Origin of the sequence: Pseudoalteromonas sp. P1-13-1a (assembly GCF_001401875.1) — a bacterium.
GTDB lineage: Bacteria > Pseudomonadota > Gammaproteobacteria > Enterobacterales > Alteromonadaceae > Pseudoalteromonas.
Genome location: NZ_LKDV01000006.1, coordinates 92613 through 115840, shown reverse-complemented (window position 1 = coordinate 115840; position 23228 = coordinate 92613). Strand labels below are relative to the sequence as shown.

23 protein-coding genes are annotated in these 23228 nt (G+C 41.4%); 2 read left to right on the top strand and 21 right to left on the bottom strand.

What is annotated here, in order from left to right:
* Window positions 1-53: 53 nt before the first annotated feature.
* From AN391_RS06340 to AN391_RS06270, 15 genes are read right to left on the bottom strand one after another with little or no spacing between them, the layout of a single operon-like run.
* A complete protein-coding gene (locus AN391_RS06340) occupies window positions 54-539 on the bottom strand; it encodes a hypothetical protein (RefSeq protein ID WP_055014623.1) in 486 nt (161 codons plus the stop codon).
* On the bottom strand, window positions 529-1368 hold the full coding sequence (locus tag AN391_RS06335) for a type II secretion system protein (RefSeq protein ID WP_055014622.1): 840 nt from the start codon (window positions 1366-1368) through the stop codon (window positions 529-531). Before AN391_RS06335 ends, AN391_RS06340 begins: the two co-directional genes overlap by 11 nt.
* Complete coding sequence (locus AN391_RS06330; protein ID WP_055014621.1) at window positions 1368-1910, bottom strand: type II secretion system protein; 543 nt, start codon at window positions 1908-1910, stop codon at window positions 1368-1370. Before AN391_RS06330 ends, AN391_RS06335 begins: the two co-directional genes overlap by 1 nt.
* A complete protein-coding gene (locus AN391_RS06325; protein WP_055014620.1) occupies window positions 1897-2388 on the bottom strand; it encodes a Tfp pilus assembly protein FimT/FimU in 492 nt (163 codons plus the stop codon). Before AN391_RS06325 ends, AN391_RS06330 begins: the two co-directional genes overlap by 14 nt.
* A 9-nt stretch (window positions 2389-2397) precedes the next feature.
* Entirely contained in the window at window positions 2398-2925 is a 528-nt protein-coding gene (locus AN391_RS06320) for a prepilin-type N-terminal cleavage/methylation domain-containing protein (RefSeq protein WP_055014619.1), read from the bottom strand.
* Window positions 2926-2944: 19 nt separating this feature from the next.
* Window positions 2945-3529 carry a prepilin-type N-terminal cleavage/methylation domain-containing protein gene (locus AN391_RS06315; protein WP_055014618.1) on the bottom strand — a complete coding sequence of 195 codons (585 nt, stop codon included), beginning with the start codon at window positions 3527-3529 and terminating at the stop codon, window positions 2945-2947.
* A 5-nt stretch (window positions 3530-3534) separates the two neighbouring features.
* Window positions 3535-4752 carry a type II secretion system F family protein gene (locus tag AN391_RS06310; protein ID WP_055014617.1) on the bottom strand — a complete coding sequence of 406 codons (1218 nt, stop codon included), beginning with the start codon at window positions 4750-4752 and terminating at the stop codon, window positions 3535-3537.
* Window positions 4739-6466: a GspE/PulE family protein gene (locus tag AN391_RS06305; protein ID WP_055014616.1), complete on the bottom strand. Its 1728-nt coding sequence runs from the start codon at window positions 6464-6466 to the stop codon at window positions 4739-4741. The genes AN391_RS06310 and AN391_RS06305 overlap by 14 nt, the downstream gene beginning before the upstream one ends.
* Entirely contained in the window at window positions 6463-7653 is a 1191-nt protein-coding gene (locus AN391_RS06300; protein WP_055014615.1) for a M48 family metallopeptidase, read from the bottom strand. The genes AN391_RS06305 and AN391_RS06300 overlap by 4 nt, the downstream gene beginning before the upstream one ends.
* On the bottom strand, window positions 7650-8552 hold the full coding sequence (locus tag AN391_RS06295; protein WP_055014614.1) for an ExeA family protein: 903 nt from the start codon (window positions 8550-8552) through the stop codon (window positions 7650-7652). Before AN391_RS06295 ends, AN391_RS06300 begins: the two co-directional genes overlap by 4 nt.
* Window positions 8553-8554: 2 nt before the next feature.
* Window positions 8555-10213: a pilus (MSHA type) biogenesis protein MshL gene (mshL, locus tag AN391_RS06290; protein ID WP_055014613.1), complete on the bottom strand. Its 1659-nt coding sequence runs from the start codon at window positions 10211-10213 to the stop codon at window positions 8555-8557.
* Window positions 10197-10523, bottom strand: coding sequence for a hypothetical protein (locus AN391_RS06285; protein ID WP_055014612.1), 327 nt, complete (start codon window positions 10521-10523; stop codon window positions 10197-10199). Before AN391_RS06285 ends, mshL begins: the two co-directional genes overlap by 17 nt.
* Window positions 10501-11181 carry a hypothetical protein gene (locus tag AN391_RS06280; protein WP_055014611.1) on the bottom strand — a complete coding sequence of 227 codons (681 nt, stop codon included), beginning with the start codon at window positions 11179-11181 and terminating at the stop codon, window positions 10501-10503. The genes AN391_RS06285 and AN391_RS06280 overlap by 23 nt, the downstream gene beginning before the upstream one ends.
* The gene (locus AN391_RS06275) at window positions 11178-11777 is read right to left on the bottom strand and encodes a PilN domain-containing protein (protein ID WP_055014610.1); all 600 of its coding nucleotides are present in this window, start codon (window positions 11775-11777) and stop codon (window positions 11178-11180) included. The genes AN391_RS06280 and AN391_RS06275 overlap by 4 nt, the downstream gene beginning before the upstream one ends.
* Window positions 11774-12706 carry a hypothetical protein gene (locus tag AN391_RS06270; RefSeq protein WP_055014609.1) on the bottom strand — a complete coding sequence of 311 codons (933 nt, stop codon included), beginning with the start codon at window positions 12704-12706 and terminating at the stop codon, window positions 11774-11776. Before AN391_RS06270 ends, AN391_RS06275 begins: the two co-directional genes overlap by 4 nt.
* Window positions 12707-12783: 77 nt before the next feature.
* Between AN391_RS06270 and AN391_RS06265 the strand changes: the two genes are divergently transcribed.
* Complete coding sequence (locus AN391_RS06265; RefSeq protein ID WP_055014608.1) at window positions 12784-13692, top strand: 1-aminocyclopropane-1-carboxylate deaminase/D-cysteine desulfhydrase; 909 nt, start codon at window positions 12784-12786, stop codon at window positions 13690-13692.
* Between the two features lie 9 nt (window positions 13693-13701).
* On the opposite strand, the gene AN391_RS06260 is transcribed toward AN391_RS06265, so the two are convergent.
* From AN391_RS06260 to AN391_RS06235, 6 genes are all read right to left on the bottom strand, one after another.
* Window positions 13702-15426: an EAL domain-containing protein gene (locus AN391_RS06260; RefSeq protein WP_235576473.1), complete on the bottom strand. Its 1725-nt coding sequence runs from the start codon at window positions 15424-15426 to the stop codon at window positions 13702-13704.
* 88 nt (window positions 15427-15514) lie between these two features.
* The gene (gene arsC / locus AN391_RS06255; protein ID WP_055014607.1) at window positions 15515-15937 is read right to left on the bottom strand and encodes an arsenate reductase (glutaredoxin); all 423 of its coding nucleotides are present in this window, start codon (window positions 15935-15937) and stop codon (window positions 15515-15517) included.
* 9 nt (window positions 15938-15946) lie between these two features.
* Window positions 15947-16963, bottom strand: a complete 1017-nt coding sequence (gene arsB, locus AN391_RS06250; protein ID WP_055014606.1) for an ACR3 family arsenite efflux transporter — start codon at window positions 16961-16963, stop codon at window positions 15947-15949.
* A 9-nt stretch (window positions 16964-16972) separates the two neighbouring features.
* The gene (arsH, locus tag AN391_RS06245) at window positions 16973-17695 is read right to left on the bottom strand and encodes an arsenical resistance protein ArsH (protein WP_055014605.1); all 723 of its coding nucleotides are present in this window, start codon (window positions 17693-17695) and stop codon (window positions 16973-16975) included.
* Window positions 17696-18124: 429 nt separating this feature from the next.
* On the bottom strand, window positions 18125-18823 hold the full coding sequence (gene ssb / locus AN391_RS06240; RefSeq protein ID WP_055014604.1) for a single-stranded DNA-binding protein: 699 nt from the start codon (window positions 18821-18823) through the stop codon (window positions 18125-18127).
* A gap of 20 nt (window positions 18824-18843) precedes the next feature.
* A complete protein-coding gene (locus AN391_RS06235) occupies window positions 18844-20211 on the bottom strand; it encodes an MFS transporter (protein ID WP_055014603.1) in 1368 nt (455 codons plus the stop codon).
* A gap of 163 nt (window positions 20212-20374) precedes the next feature.
* Between AN391_RS06235 and uvrA the strand changes: the two genes are divergently transcribed.
* The gene (uvrA, locus tag AN391_RS06230) at window positions 20375-23194 is read left to right on the top strand and encodes an excinuclease ABC subunit UvrA (RefSeq protein ID WP_055014647.1); all 2820 of its coding nucleotides are present in this window, start codon (window positions 20375-20377) and stop codon (window positions 23192-23194) included.
* Window positions 23195-23228: the final 34 nt, after the last annotated feature.

Sequence of the window (23228 nt, the reverse complement as noted above, 5' to 3'; positions counted from 1 at the left end):
GTATCGGCTTAGTAGCAAACTTATTAAACATAAAATACAGAGGGTATATTTGCTCATGGTAATGTTTTAGCCTCCACACTTAGAGTACGTTGGGTTTGCCAATATTCTTTTTGACACGCTGCACCGGCAGCACAGTCATTGGCGGCGCACGTTGCTGAGCTTTGTAAATAGTAAATATTAACCGTGCCAGAGCGGGTGCTACTATCGGGCAAGTCGATATATTCACTACAACTCAATTCAACCTCACAGTTGGCTAAATAGAGGGTGCTAAAATTCCTATTAGTGGTTACAGCACTGCATGTTTGTGCTGTGCTATTTAGTGCAAAAATTTCACTTAAACCAGTTTCTAACCCGCTTTGCGCTGCCATATAAGCACGCGCGCCGTAATACTCAATGGTATTTTGTTGCGACGCCCCCGATAACACTTTTGAAAGTGCCAGCCCCAGTGCCAGCATAGTGACGATGATCACCAATGTAATTATGAGCAAATTGCCTTGCTGTTTTTTAGCTAAAGTGATGTTTTTTATCTTAGGGAACATTAGGCACATGCACCTCATGGCTAATACTTATTTGTTCGGTGTCGTTAAACCCCATTTGCGCAAACACATTAACAACCGCGCTGCGCTGCAGTGTAACCTCACTCAATATAAAAAAGGCGCTGCTCGTTAAGTCATTTGAAATATAATTACTCATTAAATCGCGTTTAACGCCGGAGCTAACCTGTAAGCTGGCAGCGTTTAATTGGCTTGTAGTAAAGCCGTAATTGCTATAGCGATACAGTGAATTGCCCTCTACACAAAAGCTAACGGGCTGATCTAATAAGTAAAGGCGCTTACTCGGTGACTCTTGAGCAAATGCTTTGCTAAATTGCCATGTATCGAGCTCACCTGTAACAGCGCTATAGCCGATGACTTTTAAACGCTTGTTTTGACTTTCATCGTATATATCGCTGCTATTTAATGGGTAGACACTTGCCCAATCGTTTATTTGTGGCTCAGTTAAATTATTAAGTGCAAAATTCACGGCGGTAATCTCAAAAGGAGCGCTAGTGGGTAAATAACCGGTATAGTGAGTGGCAGATAAAAATGGTGTAAATTCTAAACATTGCTGCGTGCTACACGCTCCATTGCTGGCGTTGTCGCAATTTAAGCGCAACGAATTAGGGGTTGCGTGGCGAAGCTCTTTACTTAATCGGGTTAAAATAAAGCGACTTTGCGCCACCGCTTCTTGGCGCTTTACACCTTGGCTATAAATATTAAATCCAGCGCTGATAAACGAAAATGACGCCACGGCTAAAATGCCAATAATTACTATGACAAGTAATAGCTCAACTAAGGTAAAACCCTGTTTTTGCTCTGCTCTATTCATTAATAATTACCTTTGTATGCACTAAAGCCGTACACTTGCCCCAAGGGTGAGGTTACTTCAATGGTAATTCGTTTAAAGGCAACGCCATCGTTATTGGTTGCCTCGTTTAGGTCGCTGTCGTATTGCACCTTCACAGCTAGTGAAAAATCGCTGTATTGCGCTAATGTATTCCCTAAACTATCACTAATAGGCTGCCCGGTGAGCGCAATATAATCATCAACATCGTTAAAATTTGTCCGTGTTTCTCCACTGTCTGCACCCAGTTCAGAGCTAGTACTACAAGGCTGTGCACCTAAGCTGGTCTCAGAGCAGCGCCTAAATGGTGGCGAACGTTCGCTATGTTCATCAAATGATTTAGCTAATATTTCGTTCATTAATGCTTGCCCAAGCTCTGACGCTCTCAGCGCGACAATAGGCTCAGCGCTTTGCTTTGCTTGCGGTGCTATAAGCGCTGTAATAATGCTTAGCGCAATAGCAAACATGACAATGGCTATAATCAGTTCTATTAAGGTAAAGCCTATTTGCTTTTTAGGGGCAGGCATAAATAAGCCCTTCACCGCTAATGCATACAGCTGCAAGGCCGAGATCAATTTTACAAAACACTGCGCAATTTTGATCAGCCCTTCCAAGTGGATCAAAGTTTATTTGCGAAAACGTATTGCCATTGCTATCTAAAGCATTAAAACGTACGTCACTACGCCCAGTGTTTATTTCGACAACTAAATGCTCGCTATTTTTGGTACTTGGGCCGCCCGCACAGGTTCCTGGCTCTGGCCCCGCAACCAAGGTAGGTGAAATATACAGTTTGTGGCAGCTGCTTGTTGCAGTATTTTGCATTGCACGTAATTGTACGGTGCGCAGGGCATTTAATACCCTATCTCTGTATGAGTATGCTTGCTCTGTTGAACTGCCCAGAAACTTGGGCACTGCCGTTACCGACAGTATGCCCAAAATAACTAAGGTAATAATTAGTTCAACAAGGGTGAAGCCACGCAATCGTTGATTACTACTGCTATTCATTTATATAAATTAACACCCACTCGTGATAAGCGTAACAGTAGGAGGCGTTACAGATACTGGCGGCGTGCCGCTGTTTGCATCTGCAGCTTGTGTATATTCAATACGGCAATCATCAGTTTGCACGTAGCTATTAGGGAAAATAATTGCTTTTTCATCAGCGGCAACCTCTACAAGGTTAAAATCAGCTGAGTCGTCAGATGCAAATGTAACATCTAAAAAAGCCTCAAAGGCTGCTTCTGTTGCCGCAGGGTAGCCATAAACAGTCGCTACTGCATCACCAGTATCAACGGTCACCGTGGCTGTCGCTTTTTTATGATCGCTTGCGATAATGGATTTACCATTAACGATGTTCATGCCGCTTCGAATTGAGCCTTGTAAACCTTCGAGTGTAGAAGCATTAGCATCACCTTGCAGGTTTAAAAAACGAGGGGCAGCGGTCACCGCTAAAATACCTAAAATCACGATTACAATTATTAGTTCAACAAGCGTGAAACCTGCTTGCTTATTCATTGGTTGTTTTAATGACTGCATTTTCATAAGTAAGCCTCTTTATTACTTAGTTTTTAAAAATTTGCACTTTGCCTGTAGTTGGAAAGTACGAAAACCCTACGTTTTTTGCTATCACAGCGCCATCGGTAGGTAAGTTGTTAGTGTTTAAATTATGTGTTAAATAATAAATACACTGGTTGTTTTTAGCGTTATAACGCACTAAATAACTCACCTCGGTTATTGCAGAAACCTCGGTACTTAATGTGCTTGTAGGCGCATCTTGTAAAATTACCTTTAATACTTTTTGGCATTTCAGTGCAGTCATTGCGCTGGCCCGCGTATCAGTATTAGTCGTTTTATCACCCGTTGGTGTGCCCCTATTTCCATCGACACCAACAATGACACCTCCGTAGTTAATATGTGTTGTATTATTAACGCCTTTCGGGCGCCCCGATAATTCCCAGTGACTTCTTATCATCGTTACCGCTGAAGCAAACCCACCAGCGACTACATCGACACTCGCGTTATGAGCCTGATTTTTAACCCCTATGTATTGAGGTATAGCAAAAGCCATAATAACTGCCAGTAAAACAACTACTAAAATCAACTCAAACAATGAGAAACCTGTTTCATGAGCGCGCCAGTTATTCACAATGGCTACCCTTTAATAGCCGACATCATGTTCCACATCGGCATAAATATGCCCAGCGCTAAAATAAGCACCATAATGGCAACAAACACGGTCAAAATAGGTTCTATTTTCGCGGTTAAACTGCGTAAATCGTAATCAACTTCTCGCTCATAAAAGTCGGCCGCCTCTTGCAGTAATTCATCTACTCGGCCCGTTTCTTCACCCACAGCCACCATTTGCAGTACCAGTTGTGAAAATAGCTCACTACTTCGCGAAGCACGCAGCAAACTGTCGCCTTTTTCGATATCTTGGCGCATAGTGATAATGGCTTTCTCCATGTAGCTGTTATCAACTGCATGGGCCGTTAACGACAGCCCTGTCGTCATAGGGACGCCGGAGCGAAGCACCATAGCTAAACTTTGGCTATAACGTCCAAGCAAGGTGCGCTTTAAAATATCGCCGACAAAAGGAATTTTTAGTTTGTGGTGATCCCACTTAAAACGTCCAGCCGAGGTATTTATATAGCGACGCCAAGCAAAGACTCCACCAATTAACATCAGCGCCAGCAGCCACCAATAATTGACAAAAAAGTTACTGGTACCGATGAGAACTTGGGTCATTAAAGGCAGCTCTGCATCAAATTTTTCGAACATGCTGGCAAAGGTTGGGATCACAAAAATATTTAAAATGATCATCGCGACTAAAAGCGCCAAAATAACAAACGTGGGGTAACGCATAGCGGCTTTTATTCGTTTACGCGTCTCTTGTTCTTTTTCAAAGTAAATAGCCAGTTGATAAAACGCATCTTCTAATCGCCCTGACCCTTCACCAACCTTAACCATAGAAATAGTTAAGCGGCTAAACACCTTATTGTGTATGGCCAAAGCACTCGATAATTCGCGGCCTTGCTCAAGTTGCCGGGTGACTTCAAGTAATACACTTTTAAACTCTTTATTTTGCGTGGTATCAGCCAAGCCTATCATTGCTCTAATGATAGGAATACCCGCTTTAAGTAATGAATACATTTGCCGTGAAAACATGATCATGTCATCAAGGGTTATTTTTTCACTAAACAAATTATCGAATAACTTAATATTGTTTTTTGTTTCAACCAATGAAATTGATATGGGTATGTATTGACGCTTTAGTAAGCTATCGGCTACACCAGCCTCGTTATTTGCCTCAACACGCCCCTTAACCAGCACGCCTTTGGTGTCTTTGGCTTTGTAACTATATAGCTGCATCGTCACCACCTACTACTTCAGGCACATATTCAGCCACTTTAAACACCTCATCTAACGAGGTAATTCCTTGCTTTGCATACGTTAAAGCCATATAAGATAGCGGTGCAAAATTAGCGCTACATTTAGCCGCTTCGGCAAAACGTTGCGTGTCGTTAATACGCAGAGCATCCATCATAGCGTCGTTCATTTCTAGCAGTTCAAAAATCCCCACCCGGCCTTTATAGCCACTATGGCTACAGGCAGTGCAGCCTTCACCTCGCCAAAACTGTGTGCTGTTAGCATCTTCACCTAAGTAGGTAAGCCAACTTTGTTCTTGTTTATCTGGATGGTATGGTGTTTTACACTCATTGCAGATGCGCCTAACTAAGCGCTGAGCAATAATAGCCCGTAGTGAACTGGCGACTAAATAAGCTGGCGCCCCCATATCAATTAAGCGCATTGCACTTGATATGGCATCGTTGGTATGAAGTGTAGAAAGCACTAAGTGACCCGTTAATGCAGCTCTTAGCCCTATATCTACGGTTTCTTGGTCACGCATTTCGCCAACCATAATAATATCGGGGTCTTGGCGTAGCGTGGTTCTTAGTACACTGGCAAAACTTAAACCAATTTTGTTGTTTATTTGCACCTGATTTACCCGCCCAATGCGGTATTCAACCGGATCTTCTACGGTAATAATTTTACTTTCTTGTTGGTTAAGTTCACTTAAAGCGCCGTACAAAGTGGTGGTTTTACCTGAGCCTGTAGGCCCAGTGACTAACACCATGCCATGCGGGCGTTTTATAATGCTGCGCAAGCGTTTTAAAATATGCACCGGCATGCCTGTTTCATCTAACGATAAAAGCCCTGCAGATTGGTCGAGCAACCGCATCACAACTGACTCACCATATTGCACAGGCATTGTCGATAAACGCACATCAATGCTGTGCGCGTGTACTTTTATATTAAAACGGCCATCTTGCGGTAAACGCTTTTCCGATATATCTAACCCCGACATAAGCTTGAGCCTAAGCACTAAGGCTGAGGCTATTTTTACTTGATTTAGTATGTGCTCTTGTAATACACCATCAACGCGTTGACGAATGCGTAATAGCCTTTCATCGGGCTCTATGTGGATATCTGAGGCGCGTACTTGCACTGCATCTTCAAATATAGATTGCAGTAGTTTTACCACGGTGGCATCAGAGGTTTCATCTGCTAAGGAATTAAGATCAAACTCTTCTACGTCTTCGTATTCTTCGTGTAGCTTTTCAGCAAAGTTAGTAATATCTTCTGTTCGGCGGTACACATTATCAAACGCAGCCATAAGTTGGCTTTCTTGCACTACAGCCAACTCAACTCGCTTAGGGGCTAGCATTGGCGCTAGCTGATCCAACGCTCTCAAATCTGCGGGGTCACTCATCCCGACTAAAACTGAGTCACCATTGTCCTCTATGACTAATGCTCGGTAACGCCTAGCATAAACCTCAGAAAGTAGCTTAGATACATCTGAAGATATTTTCCGCTGCGAAATATCTAAAAATGGTATTTGTAATTGTTGAGCTAAAAAGCGTAATAATTGCGGCTCACTTATAAATTCAAGCGCAATTAATGTAGCCCCTAACTTACGCCCTGACGCGGCTTGCACATTAAGTGCTTCACTTAGCTGCGCTTCGGTGATCATTTGCTCATGAACGAGTAAATCCCCTAAACGCATTTTTAAACTGGGTCTCATAACGCCTCCTTCAATGCAACTAAACGCTGTAGTGCATGTTGCGTCATTGCGGCATTTAAACCGCCTAAATCGAGTGCAACTTTATAAAGGTGCTTTGCATCAGCAAACTCTCCCAACGCATCTTTTGAAGTTGCTAACGCCAGCCACCATTTAGCCTGCTGAGGCTGAAGCTGTGTAAGTTGTGTAAAACACGCAAGCGCTATTTGATGTTGCTGCGTATTTTGTGCTGCAGTGCCTTTTAATACCCAAAACTCCAAGTTTGCTTGCGGCTCAAGTTTGGTTATAAGCAGTTTAAGCACGCCTTCGTACTCTTGTTGCATAATTAAAATTTTACTGAGCATTACGCGCCACTGCACAACCTCAGGGTTTATTTTTATGCCAGCAACTAATAACTGCTGAGCCATAAGTACATCTTGTTGCTGAAAGTAGGTTGCCGCGAGTAAGTTTCGCGCTTCTACATGCTCAGGTTGTGTTTGTAAAATAGCGGTTAAATCGTTAATCGCATCATCATATAAAGCAAATTCCAACGCTTGTTTAGCACGCTTTAATTGCTGTGCTATGCGCTGGGCTTTGCTTTGCTTAACACTGGCAGTTTTTACTAATTTATTTTCAACGGGTGGCTGCTCAGCCTGTGTAATACTTTTTACTGGTGCACTGCTTTTTGCTTCAAGTGGGGCATTTATCTCTGTACTAGCGGCTACTTTTACGCTTGTCTCTGTGGGGCTGTTTTTTTTGCTTAGTAGCGTGTCTTTCTCTACAGCGTGTTGCTGTATTACTTCGTCTTTTGCCTGCTTAAGCAACGCGTTATTGCTTTGCTCCTGCGCCAGTTTTTTTTGCGCAACTGCAGGAGTGTAAGCCGCTTCAGCAGCTGTTCTCTCTTCGCTTAATGGTTTTAAAGGCTTAATTACTGGGGTAATTTTAGCTTGAGCAATTTCAACCGGCTGGCTGCTATTATTAACAGCATGGGCTTTTTCAGCTGTGTCGCTACTCGTTTGAGGGGCTTGTGCAAAAGGCAAATAAAGGTAGGCTGTAAAAATAATTACAATCGCGAGTAACACACTCAATACTTTAAATAATACATCATGGTAGTCGCGTACGGGGGGAATAGCGACCCCAGCAATTTGCTGCTTACGCTGAGCATTTTGGCGCTGGTCGATGTTTTTGAGCATGTTATTAATCACACTCATAGCCATTGCCTCCATAACCACATAACTGCAATAGCAAACACACTAATAGCTAATAAGCTGTAAGTTAAGTAATGGTTAGCATGGTGCTTTTTGCAATCTTCGGTGTCTGCAATGGCAAGATGTACATGGCGCGGTGTTACTTTATTAAGGCCTTCGCCGTATGCTTGCAGTAAAGCTTTGTGGCATAAAATATTGACCAACCGTGGAATGCCTCGACTTGCACGCGCTATTTTTAATCCTAATCGATTAGTAAATAGTAGTGGCTGATTAAAACCCGCCACCTGTAAACGGTGATTAATATAATAAATAACCTCACTGGCGGTCATTGCACGCAATGAGTATGAAAAACTAATACGCTGGCGTAACTGCCTCACCTTACTATTAGCTAGCTTTTCATCTAATTCTGGCTGGCCAAATAGCACCACCTGAATAAGCTTTTCGGTTTCGGTTTCTAGGTTTGTAAATAATCGAAGTGCTTCAAGTGTATCCCAACTCAGGCACTGTGCTTCATCTATTAATAACACAACCCGTTCGTTATCTTCTTGTAGCTCAAGTAAGTAATGATTTATTTGCTGACTTAACGATTGCTGATCTAGCGTTTTATCTACCTCCATACCAAGCTCTACAGCAATAGCCCAGCGTAACTCTTCAGGGCTTAAATAAGAATTAGGTAAATAAGCCACGAAATAGTCTTCTTCAATTTGATTTAAAAGTTTTCTGCATAGTAAGGTTTTGCCTGTCCCTACTTCCCCTGTTACTTTTATAAACCCTTCACCCATTTCTAGCGCAGTGGTCAGCACTTGCATGGCTTCGTGGTGTGGTTCAAGCGCACAAAAAAACTCAGTGTTTGGGGTTAAGGTGAAAGGCATTTCACTTAAATTAAAAAAGCTTAAATACATAGTTAGTTCTCATACCATGTATTTAATAGCGCGCGACTATGAGCCTGTTGCTTTTTCCATGTGTCGGGCATCACCACCGTTGGCTTGATTAAAATAACGAGCTCTTTTTTCTCTTGGCGCTTACTAATACTTTTAAACAAGTTACCTAATATTGGCACATCGCCCAAAATCGGTGTTTTCGACTCTTCATCTTCCGTCGTGGTTTGCATTAACCCACCTATTACGACTATTTCACCACTTTGAGCGCGGATCACCGTATCAGATTCACGAATATTGCTTTGTGCAAGCGGCAACTCAAAACGCTGATCATCTAATGTAATCACCTTTAGCTGCTCTTCTGTTTCGGTTACCGAAGGATGAACATGTAAAATAACTGAGCCATATTTATCAATTTGCGGTGTGACATCGAGCGCAATGCCCGAAAAAAACGGCGTTAGGTCTATTTCTGGTGACGTAGTCGTTGAGGTACCCGTTACCGTTGTGCTCGAAACATTAGTAACAAAGTACTCATCTTGTCCTACTTTAATCACGGCTTTTTGATTGTTTGTAGCCGTTACACGGGGGTTAGAAAGCATTTGTAGGTCACCCTGGGTTTCAAGCAAGCTAATTACGCCGCTAAAGTCGCCTTTTTCAATCGTTAACGAGGAGACCCCTCCTAAAGTAGCTGAAATAGAATTACCTATGCTGCCTGCTGTTGTTGCAAACGACACCCCACCTTCTAACCCTCTAGAAATTCGCTCCCAGTTAACTCCTTGTTGGTACTCATCTTTTAGAGTTATTTCGACAATTTTAGCTTCAAGAATAACTTGTCGCTGAAGGTTTTCTTGGCTTTGGCGTAAAAAATCTTTTAACTGGTTTATTTCACTTGGCAAGGCATTAACCGTAACTAAGCTTGCCTGCGGGCTGGCAACTACATAACGTCCATCGTTTGAGCCAATAAGCGATTTAAGAGCAAGTTCAAGCTCCTTCCAAAAGTCGTTTTGATTAATTGTTTGGATGCGAGAGCCATTTAACTCAGTATTCTGATTATCGCTGCCAAACTGATTATTTTGGCTCGAATTATTGCTGCTGTATGAGTTTGAGTTTGAACTTGAGTTGTTTTGTGAGAACTGGCTTACCCCACCTGCAACAACACTTACCGTTGATTGCCCATGGCGCTGCATCATTAAATAATTAACCGGTATAGTTTCTGTGCGCATAATTGCAGGTAGCACCTGTACAATACGCCCTTCTTGAACAATATCTAATGGGTACATGCGTTTAATAACCGCTATCACTTCTTCAAAGGTTACGTTTTTTAAATTTAAAGAAATAACACCGCTTACCTGTGGGTGTACTGCAACGCTGTATGGCGTATCAGCCGTTAAGCCATTAAAAAATGAGCTTATTTCTACCTCTTTTGCGGCTACATCAAAACGTTTTACAGCTAACTCATTGGTTAGGCTTTGCTCACTATTAAGTGATGAAAGTAGGCTTTGTGTTAGCGCACTACTTACCTCTACCGGTGCCACACTTTTTGCTTTGTTACTGACAGGCGCAAGCTCTTGAGCAATATGTGGCTGAATCTCTTTTCCGGGCTTAAAACTATGGCACGCCGTTAAAAAAGGCGGTATTAAAATAAGCGCAAGCCATGGCTTTGTTGTATTATTTTTTAATTTCATAGTCGTATAATTCTAATTTTATTTGCTTATCATCATTTGCTAACAGCACTGAATTAGCGTTTATTGTTAGCACCCGAAACTCACCTACTACATCTCCTGGCTTATATACCTGCTTAGAAATAATCGCTTTGTATTGCTTTTCGGTTTTAATAATTGACTGTAACAACAGCGCTGTATTACTTACTGCTGCGCCATTTATTATTGGTGTTTTGCTAGGTTGTGTAGGGTCGCGCAGTATTTCAGCTGAACTAATAACAGGGAAAAAACATATGCAAATCACACACAAACTATAAAGCAATAAATTTTTCATTGGCGCTCACCGTGGCTATTTGTAATGTTAACTCTGCATTAGGGTATGTTTTCACTTGATAATTAAATTGCTGTATAAGCAGCTTTTGTTGGCTTGCTTTAAGGCCTTCTAAGTATCCTTGTAAACTAAAATAACGTCCCTGCAATGTAACCACCATTTGGTGCTCAAAAAACAGCGTTTGCGTATCGTGTTCACCCAGTTTTTCTACATCAATTGCTTTTGCTGGGTTTACCCTAAAGCTAACAACACGCACATCCGGTGTGTTTACGAATAGATCCCTTAATACAGCGGGTACTTTGTTAGCCGAAATAAAACCTTGGCTAAACATACTTAGCTTATTATTTATCTCTTCTAACTCGCGCTGTGTTTGCCCAACCTGATTTCTTAGTACTTTTGTGTAGTCATGCTCTAATGCCTGTGTAAGCATAGAAAGCTGTGCTTCATTTTGGTTTATTTTTTGCCACAATTCATTTTGCTTAATGCGTAAATTGTTTACTGCATCTTGCTGTGGGAACACTACAAACCATAATCCCAAGTAAACAATCAGAAATAAGCCAACAAATAGCACTGAATACTTTTCGCGCTGCTGCAACGTTGCGAATCTTGTTTGGTATTTAACAAATAATGGCCAGCCTTTTTTTTCACTTTGCTCACTCATTGCGTTACCTCACTTGAACTAAGTTCTGTAGCCACATTAAACTCGCTCACGCCATCTCTGCTCGACAGTTCCAGCACTGAAAACTCCTTCCCTTTGAAAAAGCTCGAATGCTTGAGATTAGCAAGCCAAATAGGTAAAAATTTGGCTTGCTGAGTACGCCCTTTGAGCATTACTTTTTGACCTTCAAACTTTATCTGATCGAGCCAAATTTGCGGCTCGTGGTACGCGGCCAAATCATGCATCACATCTGCGTAATCTGTTTTGGTATGCATAGATGTGTTTTCTAAATAATCAAACACCTGTTGTTTATGCAATATCTCTTGTTGCAGTACTTTTAGTTCATCAATCAAATGCGATTTATTTTGTTTATCAGCTAAGCGCTGCTTTACCACACTTAATTGCTGTTGTGTGTGTGTTAAATAGGCCTCGCTTTGTGTTACTAATTGCAGACTTTTATGCTCTTCGTATAAATAAAAAAGCCAAGTTAATGCAACTACACATAAGGTAGCTAGCCAAAGTACTAGCATGCCTTTAAAAGGAACGGGGTCGCGCCTAACCCTAATCGCTTTTTGGTAAAAGTTAATCCGTGTTTTCATAGCACCGAATCCGGACTGGTTAATTGATACGCGGCCCCCAATGCGTAATAGAAGCTTGGCTCAAGATCTTGGGCTAGATCGATATTAGGTTTGAAATCAACAACTTTTACTTGTAAAAATTCTGCAAGGCCAGCCCTTAAAGTCAAAGACGACAGGTCATCACAGTGCAGCTGAATACTTCTAATAGGAGGCTGCTTTAATTGGCTTTCAAAAAAGTCCATTGATCTTTGAATCTCAAGACCAAGGGCTTCTACTAGCCCGTGTGTACGCTCTTTATCCGAAATACCTAAAAACCCGTTCAATCGTCTAGCTAATAAAAGCTGACCATCGCGAATAATTAAAATACGTGGCTCGTGCCCTGCGTGTTGCACTATAAGCATGTGTGCACTTTTATCTTCACCAAACAAGGTTACTAAAATCATCTCTTCCGAGGTCATTGCCCTGAGGACAGGCTTTATTTTTGAAAAGCTATCGATAAAAGGCAGTAACTGAAGTTTATTGGTAATAAACACATTCATTTTACTGCTTTGCATAGGCTGAACGATTGGGTAATCGATAAAATCGGCAACAATGTTCTCTGGCGGAATATCAACTAAATCTTTTGTTGTCCAAGGTAAGGATTGAATGATTTCTTCGTCACTCAACATGGGTTTATCCATTTGCACTATTTGATAAAAATAGTGAGGCACCACTAAATTTACTGGGCACACCTCTGCACAAACTTCATTTGTGCAAGTTGCAATAGCAGCTGTATAATCTGTGAGGTCTTCAACATTCACGCTATATGAGTTATGAACGTACCACTGCCCTTGATTTTTTTTTAAACACACTGCTTTTACAGTATCTGCATAAGTAGCAATACCAATTGATGTGCTAGAGTCTAAACTGCGATTTAACCAAGATAACAACGAAAACAGCTTTTTTTTCATACAGCTACTATTGTTAATAAGAGATTAACTAAGTGTCGTACAAGATTGTTGGTTTGCAAGTATAAACACGAGAAATAATGCTTAATTTATTTAATATTGAAAAAGAAAGCCCAATACAACAAATAGATAGCAATTGTCTAAAAAAAAGAAACATACGCTTAAGCATTAAAAGAGATGACCTGCTCCACCCACTTATTAGTGGTAACAAATGGCGTAAACTAAAATATAATTTACAGCACATGCAAGCCACCAATAAAACACAGTTACTCACTTTTGGAGGCGCGTTTTCTAATCATATTCATGCCTGCGCTGGGGCGGGTAAATTATTTAATATAAAAACCCACGCCATCATTAGAGGACCCCATTTAGACACCCAAAACCCCACAGTGCGCTTTGCTAAACAATGTGCAATGGACTTACATGTGGTTACGCGTATTGAATATAAGCAGCGCCATGACCCAGATTACTTAGCTCAGCTGCAAGCACAATTCCCCTATGCATACATAATTCCAGAGGGTGGAAGTAATACACATGCCTTGCCAGGGTGTGCTGAGCTTGCTAAAAGCTTACCTAAGCATGATTACTTAATCTGTCCCACAGGCAGTGGCGGGACACTTGCAGGTTTAATTGAAGGCAGCTTTGAGGACACACAGCTGCTAGGAATTGCGGTATTAAAGCAAGCCGAATACCTTAACAAAGAAATTACAATACTTAGTAAAAAAGCCGCCCAGCAATCAAATTGGCAACTACTTACAGAGTTTCATGGTGGCGGTTATGGTAAGTTTACCAATGAATTGTGGCAGTTTTGCCAACGCATGCAGCAGCGCCATAACTTACCCCTTGAACCTATATACAGTGGTAAAATGATGTATGCATTATGGCAGCTGATCGAACAAGACTACTTTGCTGCTGGTAGTCATATAATGGCTATTCATACAGGCGGTTTACAGGGGCTCAATGGTTTAAAGTATCGTGGCTTGATTTAGTAATTATTCCTAATAAAACGTGGCATGTGTGTACTCTTGCAGAGGCTCAGAAAAGTAAAAGCCTTGTGCCGCAACTACACCTAGTTTAGCCAACATAAGTAGCTCTTTTTGGGTTTCTACACCCACCGCATACACAGGCATATTGAGCAACTTGCTTTGCGCTACAATATTTTTAACCTGTTTTTGTTGTTGAGCCTTTTCATCCACATTATGTACAAGCGCGTAGCCTAGCTTTATAGCACTGGCTATTGGTTGAGAAGCTATTTGGTCAATATGTTCAACACTCTGTACATTATCAATCACCACTACACTTTTTAGGGCCGTGAGTTTTTCAAAAGCGTAGGTCAATTTTGTTTGGTATTTAATAAAGTCAGCTTCACTAATTTCAAATTGTAGCTTACGCTCTTTTGTGAACGCCTGCATATTGGTTACAAACCAATCCCAAAACTTTTCGTTAAACCAATTACTTATATGTAAATTAATACTCACTGCAAGCTCGTTAGGCTCTGTCAAAATCAGCTTTTTAACCTGCAGGAGTACCGCTTTATCTAGCTCAAATGCCTGAAGATTATCAAAGCCTTGGTTAATAAAGTAACGTGCTGCTAATAAACCATGTGGCTGCTGCCTAATTCTGATTAACACCTCATGTTGTACAATATCGCCACTGGTGATCATAAATAATGGTTGAAAAAATAAAATAAACTTTTTCTTTTTAATATTTTCAATAACTTGGCCACAAGATATTAACTTCTCTTGATCGTGCTGCAAAGTAAGCCTATGCCAATGTTGGATCACGTTTTTTTCTGAAAAAAGCAAGGCAGACTTAGCTAACTTAAAAATAACAGGTTGCTCGGCTGCATACCGATAATCACACAAACCAACTTTTATGTTTTTACGTTTTACAGTACTTCGATAGCGCCTACAAATTTGATAAACGCATTCATGAAGATTTTCACTGTATGTATCTAGCTTTTCTACCGGAATATTATTTAAGGTGATAGCGACATTATTTGCATCAAATAAGTTTACAGATACTGAGGGGAGCTCTTTAAAATACTTTGCTATCATTACCTTAAAACTTGCTTGTATATCGGTATTTTCATCAAATACACAATCACATTTCACAATTGCGAATAAACTATGCCTTGCTGTAGTAGCCCCATACATAGATTTTACTTCGCAATTTAGCGTAGCTATTTGAGTAGAAGGTTTTTTAGCTGCTTTAGTCTGAGTGCGCGGTAGTGGTATGTTGGCAGTTGGCTTATTGATGATTACTTTCCACCATCTAACCCACCAGCTGGCAGCGCCCAACATAATAAGATTTAATAATAAAAATAAGTAAGCTTGTTCAACCCAAGCGGGCCAGTGATATAAACTTATGCTAAGTGTTTTATAGCTAAATACATCGTGTTGTATATTGACTAAGTATTTAAAATGCTCTGCATTAGAGTGTGCAGTTAGCATAAAGCCCTTACTCTGCACTAAAGCCTGCACTATTTCTTTATCAGCATTAGCGTTAATTTGCAGCTCATAAATTTGCTGTGTTAACTGCTGGCCATTTTTGTGGATTTTTTTATGGAGCGTATTATTTAAAAGCACATTAAAAATAATGACTACCAGCAAAAAACTCGTTAAGTACATTATTTTTTTTTGCTTACCAAGTTTTATAAAGGCTTTATGCATAGTGCTCTCTGTGGCAACGCGACTATTTAAAGTGTTGTTCAAAATAGTCATTAGCACAAGCACGCTAAGCAAGTTTAAATGTTTATAATTTTGCTAAACAAAAAAACCCCATGTAAACGGGGTTTTGGTAAATAATTTATTAATTTTTAGGTTGCTCGCCCTGCGCGTTCAATATCATTTCGCCGTCTTCTTTGTATAGCTCACCTTTAGGCCATTGCGCTAACAGCGTTAAAACTTGTTCACTAGGGCGACACAACTTAACCCCTTTTTCGGTGCACACTATAGGTCTGTTAACGAGTACTGGGTGCGCAAGCATGGCCTCTAAAATAGCTTCATCTGTTATGTTTTCATTCAACAAACCAAGTTTTTTAGCAGGCGATTTACTCACTCTCAACGCTGTTTTTGGTGTTAAGTTTGCTGCGGCAAATAACGCTAACAATTGAGATTTTGTCCAGCCTTCTTTAAGGTATTCAATAACAATGGGGTTATAGCCAGCGGCCTTAATAATCTGCAATACATTGCGCGATGTACCACAATCGGGGTTATGATGAATAACAACCATACCGCTCTCCTAGTTAAACCAATGACGCGTTTTATTAGCAAAATAAACTAAGCTAAGCATAACAGGTACTTCAACAAGCACCCCTACAACGGTGGCAAGCGCAGCGCCAGAGTGTAAACCAAATAATGAAATAGCCACGGCAACAGCCAGTTCAAAAAAGTTAGAGGTTGCAATCATGCAAGCAGGCGCTGCAATACTATGAGCTAGGCCCATTTTTTTTGCAGCTATATAAGCTATTGCAAAAATACCATACGTTTGAATAAGCAACGGAATAGCAATCAATACAATGGCTTCTGGTTTATCTATTAAAGTTTGAGACTGAAAACCAAACAAAAGCGCCACCGTTGCCAGTAAACCAATGATGGAATATGGTTTCATTACCTTTAAAAAGTGATTTAACCGTGTGTGATCTTCACCTTTATCCAACTTTTTGCGGGTAATAGCGCCTGCTATTAATGGAATAAGTACATACAAAACCACTGAAAGTAATAACGTGTCCCACGGTACCGTTATGTCTGTTACCCCTAGTAATAAGCCTGCAATGGGCGCAAAGGCAAAAATCATAATAATATCGTTAATAGATACCTGCACTAACGTGTAATTAGCATCACCTTTTGTTAATTGGCTCCACACAAATACCATTGCAGTACATGGTGCTACACCTAATAAAATCATACCGGCTATGTATTCTGTCGCTGTTTGTGGGACAACAAAGTCTGCAAAAATACCTTTAAAAAATAACCACCCTAGTAAGGCCATGGTAAAGGGCTTTATGAGCCAATTGATAACAACTGTCAGCACTAAGCCTTTAGGCTTTTTACCTACGTCTTTAATGGAGGAGAAGTCAATTTGCACCATCATCGGGTAAATCATAAACCAAATAAGTACAGCGATAACAATATTTACATGTGCATATTCTAAGCTTGCAACAACACTAAATATATCGGGTATCGCGTAACCAGCTATAATGCCTACCGCAATTGCCAGCGCTACCCACACCGATAAAAAACGCTCAAATAACCCCACAGTAACCTCCTAAATGTCTTTTTGATTTACGCGTTTGCTGAGCTGCTCTGCTGTTTCTACTCGTTCAGAATACCTATCAACAAAGTGTTCTTTTTGGTCACGCATTAATAAAGTAAATTTTACGAGCTCTTCCATTACATCCACAATTCGATTGTAAAAAGCGGAAGGCTTCATTCGGCCACTCTCTTCAAATTCTAAAAACGCTTTAGGCACAGATGACTGATTAGGTATTGTTACCATGCGCATCCAACGCCCTAGTACGCGTAACTGATTAACCACATTAAATGACTGCGAACCACCACAAACCTGCATTACAGCCAACGTTTTACCTTGCGTAGGCCTCACTCCTCCTAAGCTTAATGGGATCCAATCAATCTGATTTTTAAATACGCTTGTCATAGCACCATGACGTTCTGGCGAGCACCATACTTGCCCTTCAGACCAAAGCATTAAATCACGCAACTCTTGCACTTTAGGGTGCGTCTCATCTTCACTATCTGTTATGGGTAACCCCTCAGGGTTAAATATTTTAACCTCAGCACCAAAGTGGGTTAGCAAGCGCGCACTCTCTTCTATAACCAACTTGCTATATGAGCGGGCTCGCAGCGATCCGTATAACAATAAAATTTTAGGCTTATGAGATGAAAACGTTCGTGTGAAATCCTTAACGCTAGGAGGAATGCTTTGTGAGAGTGCTAAATTAGGTAGCTCGTGCTCAATTGATTTACTCATAACCTTTAACCTTATAGCTCTGTAGCGAACTAAACACATATGAAAAAACAGATATATGAAATTTCACATATGAAAACATCAGAGTCAACTCTATTTATACCCATCCGCTTAATTAAGTGAGCTATTTGGGGGATGGAAAAACGTGTTGATAGCTTGGCAAAAAATTCGCTATTTAGTTTCTCTCGGCAATTGCTCCTGCATTGCTCTACCTTCTGCTTCCATGCAGTTATAAATGAGAATTTTTAAACACTGATAGCGACACTTTTAGCCCCTCAAAATGATGAAGCATTATTGCGGACAGGTATGAGATTGGCATTTAACTTTCGATCGTAAAAAATGCTCTCTGGGCAGTGGTTGTCTGTAAGTAAAAACTAAAAAAGCCGCTTAGTAGCGGCTTTTAAGATTACATTTCAACATTTTTGTCTTTGTCTAAAACGGAATGTCATCATCAAAATCTATTGTTGGTTCCATAGGATTTGATGCGCCGCCTTGTGGGGCATTTTGCGGCTTAGGTGCAAAACCACCTTGCTGCTGTGGTGCACTATTTTGCTGTGGAGCGAAGCCGCTGTTGTTTGATTGCTGGTATTGGTTATTTTGCTGTGGTGCAGCCGCTGCAGCCGGACGCTGTGCTGGAGCCGCCTGCTGTTGTTGCCCATAGCCACCGCCTTGCTGACCTTGGTTATTTTGGCCATAACCACCGCCTTGCTGATTATTCTGGTAACCGCCACCTTGTTGGCCGCCTTGATTACCTTGATAGCCACCACCTTGCTGATCACCACCACGAGCGCCTAGCATTTGCATTTGACCTGTAAAGCCATCAACGACAATTTCAGTTGTGTATTTTTCTTGGCCTTGCTGATCAGTCCATTTACGTGTCTGTAGTTTACCTTCTACGTAAATTTGTGAGCCTTTACGGCAGTATTCGCCAACAATTTCAGCTAATTTGCCAAAAAACACGACACGGTGCCACTCAGTTTTATCAACCATTTGGCCAGTGTTTTTATCTTTATAGCTATCTGACGTTGCTAAGGTAATATTTGCTACACCATTGCCATTAGGCATGTAACGAACTTCAGGATCTTGTCCTAAATTACCAACCAAAATTACTTTGTTCACACCGCGTGCCATGGAACCATCTCCTATAAACGTTAGATTAAACCAGCTACTTTACGTGCTTGGTCTAGGTCGAATTCTTTATCATTAATCTTTAAATAGCTGCGGCTTTCGTCGCGTACTACTGTTGCTTCTATTACGCCAGGTAAAGCAACTAGCTGAGAAGCAAGTTCTTGAGCTTGCTCTTCAGAACTTAAATTGGTCATTAAACTAATAACTTTACTTTTCGGTGGGACTTGCATTTTCCACGCAATAATAAGCCATATTAACCCAACAAGTGCCGCTGCCGCAAACACAGCTTGTGTACTTGTTGTTTGTGCTACGTAACCCCCTAAAATACCACCTAAAAAAGCCCCTAAAAACTGGCTAGAGGAATACCCGCCCATCGCCGAACCTTTTTGGCTTGCAGGGGCTATACGCGATACAAGCGCAGGCATAGTCGCTTCCAAGAAATTAAATGCGACAAAATAAAGCAGCATACAAATGGCAATGCCAACCACACTATTTACCCAAATAGACATGGCAAACATACTGACCGAAAGCAGCGCAATTGAGCCAATAAAAGCCTGTTTTTCTTTTTCTTTTTTAATGGCAATAATCATCATTGGCACCATTAAAATAAACGCTAGCAGCAACACCGGAATATATAAATACCAGTGGTGGTTGGCAACTAAGCCGTCTTCTATTAGCTGGCTTGGTAGTACCACAAAAATAGTGGTGAGTGTTAAATGTAGCAGTAACACACCAGCATTTAAGCGCGATAATTGCGGATGCTTAATTAATTTTTTTATGTCGCTAAAGCTTGCCAAGGTATCGCCTTTAGGCGCTTTATTAACGGCATTAGGCACTAAAAATAAAATAATACCAATACCAAACACGGCAAGGATTGCTGTTAACCAAAATACCCCTGCTACGCCCCACGACGCTGCAACTATGGGCCCAAGTAACATAGCAAAGGCAAAGCTCATGCCTATGCTCATGCCAATTACAGCCATTACTTTAGGGCGTTGTTCGTCGCGGCTTAGATCGCTGGCAAAAGCAAGTAATGCACTGGCTATAGCGCCCATACCTTGTAGTGCTCGACCCAATGTAACCATTTGAATAGATTCAGCAAGGGCTGCAATAACAGAGCCCAACGCAAACACAACTAAGCCACCAACAATGACTTTTTTACGGCCTATTTTATCTGACAAACGCCCCATGGGTATTTGCAGTACTGCTTGGGTTAAACCATAAGCGCCAATTGCAAATCCTATCCACATAGGCGAAAACCCATCAAGCGATTGGCCATAAATAGCCAATACAGGCATCAGCATAAACAAGCCGAGCATTCTAAATGCAAACACACTCGCCAGCGATACTGCGGCGCGTTTTTCTCGTGAATTAAGTGAAGATGCGGTCATTATCTGCGTAATCTTACGATATGAAAAATTTAGGCTGGGATTCTACCACAAGCTTGGCAATAATTAATCGCCTATAAGTAAGGATTTTTTCGTTGATCATTGATTAATAATGTTTCGTATTATGCGATACTGGACAAATAATTTTGGTAATAAACGAGATAGCATGGAAAACATTGAAGTCCGAGGCGCCCGTACGCACAATTTAAAAGACATCAGCCTAACCATCCCACGTGATAAATTAATTGTTATCACAGGCCTATCTGGTTCGGGAAAATCATCACTGGCATTTGATACTTTATATGCAGAAGGACAGCGTCGTTATGTAGAGTCACTTTCTGCCTACGCAAGGCAATTTTTATCGTTAATGGAAAAGCCTGACGTTGATCATATTGAAGGCCTCTCTCCCGCCATTTCTATTGAGCAAAAATCTACATCGCACAACCCTCGCTCAACAGTGGGTACCATTACCGAAATATACGATTACTTGCGTTTAATGTTTGCCCGTGTGGGAGAGCCACGCTGCCCAACTCACGACTTACCCCTTGCAGCTCAAACAATTAGCCAAATGGTTGATACCGTTTTAGCACTGCCAGAGGGCACTAAGCTAATGCTTTTAGCCCCGGTAGTTAAAGACCGTAAAGGCGAGCATGTTAAATTACTGGAGCAGCTCTCAAGCCAAGGGTATATTCGTGCTCGTATAGATGGCGAAGTATGCGACTTATCCGATCCACCAACGCTTGAGCTTCATAAAAAACACACTATTGAAGTGGTTGTTGACCGCTTTAAAGTAAAAGATGGCCAGCAGCAGCGTTTAGCCGAATCATTTGAAACCGCACTAGAAATGTCTGGCGGTGTAGCAAATGTAGCCTACATGGACGACAGCACAATAGAAGAAATGCTGTTCTCGGCAAATTTTGCCTGCCCTACCTGTGGCTATGCAATGACCGAGTTAGAGCCACGTTTATTTTCGTTTAATAACCCTGCGGGGGCATGCCAAAGCTGTGATGGTTTAGGCGTACGCCAATATTTTGATCCTAACCGTGTGGTGCATAACCCCGAGCTAAGCTTGGCCGGTGGTGCTATTAAAGGCTGGGATAAACGCAGTTTTTATTATTTTCAAATGCTACAAGCGGTTGCCGAGCACTATAATTTTGATTTAGATGTGCCATTTGAAAAACTTGCTCAAGAATCACAAAAAATTATTTTAGAAGGCTCAGGTAAAACAAAAATAGCCTTTAACTACCGTAACGACAGAGGCGATTTAATAACTCGTAACCACGAGTTTGAAGGCGTGTTAAATAATATGAACCGTCGCTATCGCGAGACGGAGTCAAACTCGGTACGTGAAGAGCTCGCTAAATATCAAACTAGCCAAGCGTGCCCTAGCTGTCATGGCTCACGTTTACGCCAAGAAGCACGCCACGTATTTATAGGTCAAACAAACCTGCCTGCTATTACTAATATGAGTATTGGCGAGGCAATGGACTTTTTTGAAGGGTTATCACTCACCGGTCAGAAAGCCCAAATAGCTGAAAAAATCCTGAAAGAAATTCGCGACCGTTTATCGTTTTTAATTAATGTAGGCCTTAACTACTTATCGCTTGAACGCAGTGCTGATACCCTCTCTGGTGGTGAAGCGCAGCGTATTCGTTTAGCCAGCCAAATTGGCGCGGGCCTTGTAGGTGTAATGTACGTACTGGATGAGCCATCAATTGGTTTACACCAGCGCGATAACGACCGTTTATTACAAACCTTGGTGCATTTACGCGACTTAGGTAACACCGTGATTGTGGTTGAACATGATGAAGATGCCATTCGCGCAGCCGATCATATTATTGATATTGGCCCAGGCGCGGGTGTACACGGCGGGCATATTATTGCACAAGGTACACGAGACGATATTTTAGCGACCAAAGACTCGGTAACGGGCCAGTTTTTATCTGGCTTGCGTAAAATAGAAGTACCACAAGAACGTAACCCAACAGGCGACAAATGGCTTGAGCTGTTTGGCGCCACAGGTAATAACCTTAAAAATGTAGACTTAAAAATTCCATTTGGCTTATTAACCTGTATTACAGGGGTATCGGGCTCAGGTAAATCAACGCTCATTAACGATACACTTTTTAAGCTTGCGCATACTGAACTTAACGGTGCCACCACAGCGGAAGCCGCACCTTACAAGTCAATTAGTGGCCTTGATCATTTTGATAAAGTGATTGATATTGACCAAAGCCCGATTGGCCGTACACCGCGCTCAAACCCTGCAACCTACACAGGTATTTTTACCGGTATTCGTGAGTTATTTGCAGGGACACAAGAAGCCCGTTCACGTGGCTATAAAGTAGGTCGTTTTAGCTTTAACGTAAAAGGCGGGCGCTGTGAAGCTTGCCAAGGCGATGGCGTAATTAAAGTAGAAATGCACTTTTTACCTGATGTATATGTACCGTGTGATGTATGTAAGGGTGCGCGCTATAACCGCGAAACCTTAGAAGTACAATACAAAGGTAAAAACATTCACCAAGTACTCGAAATGACGGTTGAAGACGCGCACGACTATTTTGATAAAATACCCGCAATAGCCCGTAAGCTTAAAACCCTTATGGATGTTGGTTTATCGTATATTCGTTTGGGGCAAGCTGCTACCACGCTCTCTGGTGGTGAAGCTCAGCGTGTAAAACTGGCTCGTGAGCTATCTAAACGCGATACAGGTAAAACTCTTTACATACTTGATGAGCCAACAACCGGCCTTCACTTTGCCGATATTGAACAACTACTTGTTGTATTACATCGTCTGCGTGATCACGGTAATACCATAGTAGTTATTGAGCATAACTTAGATGTGGTTAAAACCGCAGACTGGGTGGTTGATTTAGGCCCTGAAGGCGGTGCTGGCGGCGGTGAAATACTCATTGCAGGCACACCTGAAGAGGTCGCTAAATGTGAGCGCTCGCATACTGGGCATTACCTAAAGCCATTACTTTAAGGTAGATAATAAAAAGTATTCATTAAAAGGAAAA